The sequence below is a fragment of the Agromyces binzhouensis genome, assembly GCF_004135055.1.
In the GTDB taxonomy this organism is placed as follows: domain Bacteria; phylum Actinomycetota; class Actinomycetes; order Actinomycetales; family Microbacteriaceae; genus Agromyces; species Agromyces binzhouensis.
In genome coordinates, this window is sequence record NZ_SDPL01000545.1 from 1 (window position 1) to 1,625 (window position 1,625).

At 72.6% G+C, this 1,625-nt stretch carries 3 protein-coding genes; all 3 read right to left on the reverse strand.

Annotation, left to right across the window (positions count from 1 at the left end):
* Window positions 1–54: 54 nt before the first annotated feature.
* Entirely contained in the window at window positions 55–954 is a 900-nt protein-coding gene (gene pucL, locus ESO86_RS16560) for a factor-independent urate hydroxylase (protein ID WP_129235915.1), read from the reverse strand.
* A gap of 2 nt (window positions 955–956) precedes the next feature.
* Window positions 957–1,319 carry a hydroxyisourate hydrolase gene (gene uraH, locus ESO86_RS16565; RefSeq protein WP_129235916.1) on the reverse strand — a complete coding sequence of 121 codons (363 nt, stop codon included), beginning with the start codon at window positions 1,317–1,319 and terminating at the stop codon, window positions 957–959.
* A partial coding sequence (locus tag ESO86_RS16570) for a 2-oxo-4-hydroxy-4-carboxy-5-ureidoimidazoline decarboxylase (RefSeq protein ID WP_277985246.1) occupies window positions 1,316–1,625 on the reverse strand: 310 nt, incomplete at its 5' end. The genes uraH and ESO86_RS16570, both read right to left, overlap by 4 nt.

The following is a 1,625-nucleotide window of genomic DNA, read 5'->3' on the forward strand; positions in this document are numbered from 1 at the left end:
GGGCGAGAGCGCGCCGGGACCGGGCCGAAAGCGGGCGGGCGCCGGCGGCGCCGGTCAGCAAAAGCCGGTGATGCCGTCCCAGGCCGCGCGCGGGCTCTCCGCGCCCTCCCGGACCACGGCGGCCTCGATGAGCCCGTAGGGTCGGTCGGCGGCGTGGAACACCTCGTTCGGGTTGTCGAGTCCGAAGGGCGAGAGATCGACCGCGAAGTGGTGGTTGTTCGGCATCGAGAAGCGGATCTCGGCGACGTCGTCGTGCGCCTCGAGCACCCGCCGCCCCATGGCGAAGAGCGTGGCCTGCAGCCCGGGCGAATACCCCTCGGCGAAGGCCTCCAGCAGCAGCGTCCGCACGCTCTCGTACCGTGCGTCGAAGTCCACGTCGGTGCGCGCATAGCGCCAGCGCGCCGAGACATCCGTCGCCAGGATGCGGTCGTGGGTCTCGGCGAGCGTCGTGTACCGGTCGTGCGGGTAGTCCTCGAAGCCGGAGCCGGTGGACTTCATGACCGTGAGATCGCGGAGCCCGGCGATGACGTGCCGTTCGGCGCCGTCCGCGACGACGACGGCGGTGCGCACCTCGTGCCCCGACCGGACGAACGCGTGGTCGTGCGGGGCGCCGCCGACCATGATGCGCTGCCAGGCGAAGCGCTCGGCCGCCCAGCGGCCGCCGGTGACCCATTCGAACGACGAGACGAAGTGATCGGCGAGTCGCAGGAGGAACGCCTCGGGCGAGCCGATGCCGTCGCGCGCGAACGCGAAGATCGTGTTCTTCTGGGTGTCGGTCGGCACGACGTGCGCGTTGTCGCCCACGAGGTGGGCGGCGGCGAAGTCGCCGCGCAGCTGCGAGGTCACGTTCAGGTCGTCGATCTCATGACGCGCACTCTCGCGCGCGACCTTGACGACGCGGACCTCGGCCTTGCCGTACTGGTTCGCGCCGAGCACGATGGCGGGTTCGGACATGGTCAGCTCCCTCGGTAGGTGGAGTAGGCGAACGGGCTGAGGAGGAGCGGGGCGTGCACGTGCCGGCCGTCGTCGGCGACGTGGAACGTCAGCACCACCTCGGGGTAGAACGCCTCGACACCGCGCGCGGCGAAGTAGGCGGCGGTGTCGAAGCGCAGCCGGTAGTCGCCGGCCGGCAGCACCTCGGGGCCGATCCGCGTGACCCGACCGTCGGCGTCGGTGGCCGCGGCGTCGAGCCGGCGCCATCCGTCGCCCTCGTGCGCGGAGAGCTCGACCGTGACGCCCTCGGCGGGTCGGCCCGAGGTGGAATCGAGCACATGGGTCGTGATGCGCGACCGCTGCGGTGCGGCGCCCTGGTTGCTCATGCGAGGAGTCCCTTCAGTCGGAGGACGGCGATCTGGCGGAGCTGGTCGGCGACGACGGGCTCCTCCTGGTCGGGCGTGTGCGCGAGGCGTGCGGTCAGCGCGTCGAGGATCTCGCGCGACGAGCGACCGGCTGCGCGGACCAGGAAGACCCGGCCGAACTTCTCCTCGTACGCCCGATTGCCCTCGGCGAGCGCGGCCGCGACCGCGGCGTCGGTCGGGTCGACCCCTGCCTGCTCGGCCCGCGACATCGCGGCCTCGGCACCGGGGCCCGCTGGTCGCTCGCCGATGCGCGGGTGGTGCGGGAGC